General features: G+C 41.8%; 4 protein-coding genes. 2 read left to right on the forward strand and 2 right to left on the reverse strand.

Annotated elements, in window-relative coordinates:
* The coding region (locus IH879_19465) for an aminomethyl transferase family protein (protein MCH7677107.1) at nt 1-272 on the reverse strand (272 nt) is incomplete at its 3' end.
* A gap of 586 nt (nt 273-858) precedes the next feature.
* Between IH879_19465 and IH879_19470 the strand changes: the two genes are divergently transcribed.
* Both IH879_19470 and IH879_19475 read left to right on the forward strand, forming a co-directional pair.
* Nucleotides 859-2,100 (forward strand): VanZ family protein, encoded by a 1,242-nt coding sequence (locus IH879_19470; GenBank protein MCH7677108.1) that lies wholly within the window; start codon nt 859-861, stop codon nt 2,098-2,100.
* Nucleotides 2,101-2,313: 213 nt separating this feature from the next.
* On the forward strand, nt 2,314-3,489 hold the full coding sequence (locus tag IH879_19475) for a pyridoxal phosphate-dependent aminotransferase (protein MCH7677109.1): 1,176 nt from the start codon (nt 2,314-2,316) through the stop codon (nt 3,487-3,489).
* 315 nt (nt 3,490-3,804) lie between these two features.
* On the opposite strand, the gene IH879_19480 is transcribed toward IH879_19475, so the two are convergent.
* Nucleotides 3,805-5,009 (reverse strand): DUF3667 domain-containing protein (locus IH879_19480; protein ID MCH7677110.1); only part of this gene is annotated, 1,205 nt, incomplete at its 5' end.

Genomic DNA, 5,009 nt, shown 5'->3' on the forward strand with positions numbered 1-5,009 from the left:
CACCAGGACGTGTATAAAACCTGGCCCACTTTACATTTTGAGACATCCCGAGTAATAATTCGATCAACAAGACCAGCGGCATCCGGGCCGGTGATTTCATATTTAAATAAAGAATTTACGTCTATCAGACCGGCTGAATTTCGAATAGCGTAATATTCATGATCATGCGTTGGCCCGTATTTTATAGCCGCCAGATAACCGGACCAATTTCGCCACTCATGACTTTTGCACAGCTCTGAAGTACGGGGATGGAATGGAGTTGGAATGGGCATTAAAATCTCAAAAGAAAAGTTCGAATTTAGAAGTAGGCAATATACATAAAATAAAATAATTAGCAAACTTTTTGAAAAACATTATATCGAATTTTGCTTGATTTTCGAAAAATAATTAACTACCCTAGTTGGTTCAAAAAAAGCAATTCCCCAAAGTTGCGAATTGGCTCGAAGGAGGGAAAGGCCCTCTTATCAGAACAGGGATGGTAAAACTTTGATTCTGATTGGGGAGAAAAATTTTCCATTCAGGGGATTCACTCCACACCAAAATCAATTGAATCGAACGCGACCATGGCTGGAAGTCGCGCTAAAAAAGCCATTCTACTCCTCATTGTCACTTCTTACAATATTTATCGCCAATATTAGTATTTGCTGATGACTCGTTAGAAACGCACTGCTATGAGGTTTAGACGGATGCACCGTCTATAAGCCGGGAGCTGTAATGCGAGCCGGGATTAAAAAATGATAACATGGCAGACACTTGGGAGCGGCTCCCCGACCATTATATATCTTGATTTTTACGCACAAAATTGCTACGATCGTACGTCCTTGTTAAGAAGTTCTGCCTTGTAATTGGAGCGATTGAATGCTAAATAACCCGCCAAAAGAGAAAGAATCGGCTTCATGGCTTTATGTGATACTTTGTTCGCTCGTTATTTTCGTGACCATTCCATTAGCCCGATCGATGCAAAAATTTGTTCGAGAACACTGGGGTAAGGAAATATTTAGCTATATTGTCTTCGCAGTTGTTCTTTTAGCAGTTGTAGTTAGTCTCATCTATCTCCGTCGACTCCGGGTTGCTTCACGCAGCAGATACATCTGGCTTGCCGTCATTTCAACCATCTTTATCGGATATACCGTTAGACTTAGTAAAAACCCGGAAGAGGCGCTGCACTTCGTTGAATATGGAGTGCTTGGCTTGCTGGTTTATCGGGCGCTGACCCACAAAGTGAGAGATAAAAGTATCTACTTCATAGCAGTGGTAATTGGAGCCATGGTCGGCATGATGGACGAGGCGATTCAGTGGGCAACTCCAAAGAGATACTGGTGCCTGGACGACATTTGGCTGAACTTCTTTGCTGTAACCCTTATTCAGGTCGCTATTGCAAAAGGCCTCTCCCCTTCGATTATTTCAGAAAGAGTCGCACCTCGAAATATCCGATGTTTATCCATTTTAACTGCAGCGGCAATTCTATTCCTGGGAGCCAGTCTTCTCAATACACCTGCCCGAGTCGCCTGGTATACGGAGCGTATTCCGGCATTAAAATTTTTGATTGAAAATGAAAGTATGATGTTTGAATACGGCCATTACTACGAAGACCCGGAAATAGGCCATTTTAGATCGCGTCTATCCCCAAATGAGCTCAAGCGAACTGATGAAGAACGCGCGATTGAAGCCGCAGCAATTTTAAATCAATACCGCAATGACTCAACTTACAGTGATTTTCTGGAAAAATACACCCCGGTTAGCGATCCTTTTTTGCATGAAGCGCGGGTTCATCTGTTTCGCAGAGATCGTTATATCCGGAAAGCGGAAGCAGAAAAAGAGAATGAGGAAATTTACCAGGACCGGATTATGGTGGCCTATCGCGAAAACCTGATCATGGAAAAATATTTTAAAAATACTTTCAAACGCTCGAATTTTGTTTTACCGCCCGAACAACTGGCCTATCTTGAGGAAAACCATTTACCGGAACTGCACTATGGTAGTGCTGTAAGCTGGCAGCTGGTTACCAAAATCAATGAGGTTCAAATTATGGTTGGGCTTTTTGTGGTGCTATTGGGACTGGCGGTTGTCTATTGGTATTTTGGGCAGGAGGAGACTTGAGAATTAAGAATTAAGAATTAAGAATGAAGAATTAAGAATTAAGAATTAAGAATTGAGAATTAAGAATTAAGAATGAAGAATTGAGAATGAACTGCCAATTCTCTAACAGTATCATTAAATCATTCTGCAAGTTAAATTAAATTTCAGAAATTCTAAAAAAATCGACCAAGAACACAGATCTTTATTTCCGCCTTATTACCAAGAAAGAAACTAATGCCAAAATTCCCCAAGTTTGCAAAACGTGTCGATGAAATAACCGGTTCGGTTTTCGAAAAGTACGCTCCCAAAATGGCTGAACAAGGGAAGAATCTCGTTAAGCTTCATATTGGCGACACCTATTTGCCTCCGAAATATACTCTGCCTATCGACTCATCCGCTCGGAAAAAGTACGAGCATTTCAATCAGTATTGTAATACGTTTGGCATCGTCCCTTTACGTGAGGCACTGATAGAGAAATTGCAAGCTGACAATCATCTACAGGTAAACAAAGATAATATCCTAATCACCAACGGCGCAACCAATGCGCTCAGCATTAGTATGATGGCGCTAATTGAACCGGGTGATGAAGTACTCATTCTCACCCCGGCCTGGCCTTTCTTTTTCGGTATGGTAAAAATAGCCGGGGGTCGTATGGTAGAAGCGCCCATTTACACAAAATTATATAATGAACCGGAACTTGATATCGCCGATTATTTAGAGAAATTTATGACCTCGAGAACCGCAGCGATTTACCTTAACACTCCAAACAATCCCAGCGGCAAAGTGCTGAATCGAGAGCAACTGGCCCAAATTGCTGCGGTCGCCGAAAAACACAATCTCTGGGTGATCTCGGATGAAGCTTACGATGGCTTGACTTTCGATAATCGCCCGCACATATCAATTGCCGGCTTTCCCAAAATGTTCGAAAGAACTTTAAGCATCTTTACGTTTTCAAAAAGTTTTATGTTTGCCGGACTGCGTCTCGGTTTTGTTGCCACCAGTGAGCAAGCAGTAAAAAATCTCAATAAAATGATGGTACACCAGTTGTATAGCCCCTCAACGCTTGCTCAGCAGATGATGGTTGAACCGGTTGAAACCCGCAAGCAATGGCTGCCGGGAGTCCGGAATCATTACCAGGAACTGCGAGATTTATTTGTCGAGAAACTAAAAATCGATTTTCCAAAACCGGACGCTACCTATTTTATTTTCTTTCCTGCTGACCAATATTTGAACGGCCGCAATTATTGGCAACTCATTGAAGCCTGTCTCGATAGCGGCGTCTCCGTTGCACCCGGGGATAGTTTTGGCAAAGATTTTCATCATTATATCCGGCTTTGTTTTACCGGGGAATCACCTGAGAGGTTAGAGTTGGGGATTGAGAGGTTGAACAAAGTGTTTGAACAATCATAAAAAATTAGCCACAAAGACACAGAGTTCACAAAGAAAACCAGAACTCTGGCGAGTTTCTGCTACAAATTTTTGCGAAGGGCGACCCCTTTCCGATTTTCCTTTAGTTTTTTATAATGATTAAGTCGGAAACGAGGCGCCTGGAGCCCGTGGAGGACCCCCGATCCCGACATTCCTTTGAAAATATAATAATGAAGTCGGGAGAGGAGGCCGGAACGATCCATCATCAATGAACGACAGTCGGTAGTAAACGTGGATTGCCCTCAAAAAAACAAGCTCAAGCCTGGACACCGAAAACAATAAACTGTTTAGTCAAAGCTAGACGTTAACTACAGCCAATACTGATAGCAAAGCAAATCCTGAAATTAGCGGAACAGTATACAAAAACAGCAGCGAATTAAGCTTGAGCATGGTCATAAAGCGGGATTGTTTATAAACATTACGCATGGAGAAAAAGAGGTGGACCCAAATTCCGAAAACCACCGGTGTAATCACATACCACTTTGGAAATAAAATGGCAAACAGCAGATATAAAAACAGGATGGTGTGAGCATGCAATGAAAAAATCAGGTGATTAATGTAATATATCTTCTTCCTGATATAAAGAACTTTCAAAATAAGGGCAAAGATGGGTAAAATTAAAAACATCACTTTTGGGATCTGATTCAGGACTTCCTGCCAAAATAGCCGTCCTCCTTCCGCGCCTTTCTTTGCCAGAGCGTTTGCTTTCAATAAAAAGCTTTTTTGGATGCCTGCTTCAAGCGAATCAACCGGAGTGCCATCGACGGTTATACCGGTATTGGGCCCGCCAATTAAAAAACTACGGCCTTCGGCTTTGCTACTTCTTTTCTTAAATCTAAAGCGCGAATCAATACTTTCAAAAAGTTGATCAGTTTTCTCTGCTTTGGCAGAGAGTTCTGAATGTTCCAGAATTTTCTTTAGTGCCTTTTTATCGTCTCCTTTGTTTCGGCGCCCCTTCTTGGGATAAAACTTGAAACTGTTCATCATTTCCAAACTTAGTGCATTCCCGGCACTTTCGGAAATTGTGGAGTCAAAATCGGATAACAGCAAGTTGAGTGAATCACCCGCGGAGAATTTGATTTCTAGCTTTTTCTTTGTCAATTTGTATTTGTTATCAATGTCTGAGATCAGGCTTGCTTGAACATCTTCAGGAATTTGTTCATCATACTTTGTAAATATCGTTTGTATTGAGTCTTTATTGACGACTTGATTTTCTTCCGCGGGCGGTTCCAGATTGCTGAGGCCGATTTTGCCTTGCAGAGAAATGATAAAGAAGAAAAGGATGGTAACAAAGAGATACAATCGCAACGGCAGAATGTAACTTACCCGCCGCCCTGAATTATATTCATTGGTTAAGTGACCGGGCTTTCTGAGCAGCGGAATGAAACTGCGAAAAAATCTGGAATCAAAAGTGAAGTAGTCGCCGAGAATATCGTGAAAGAAAAGTTTAAGGGGAACCTGTTTTGTAGTATTGATTTGCCCGCATTCGGGACAGTATTTGT

Source organism: candidate division KSB1 bacterium (genome assembly GCA_022562085.1).
Lineage (GTDB): Bacteria > Zhuqueibacterota > Zhuqueibacteria > Oceanimicrobiales > Oceanimicrobiaceae > Oceanimicrobium.

Bases quoted from the DNA above. Each gene is read 5' to 3' on its own strand.
- IH879_19475 (MCH7677109.1), top strand. From the start codon at position 2,314: ATGCCAAAATTCCCCAAGTTTGCAAAACGTGTCGATGAAATAACCGGT.
- IH879_19470 (MCH7677108.1), top strand. From the start codon at position 859: ATGCTAAATAACCCGCCAAAAGAGAAAGAATCGGCTTCATGGCTTTAT.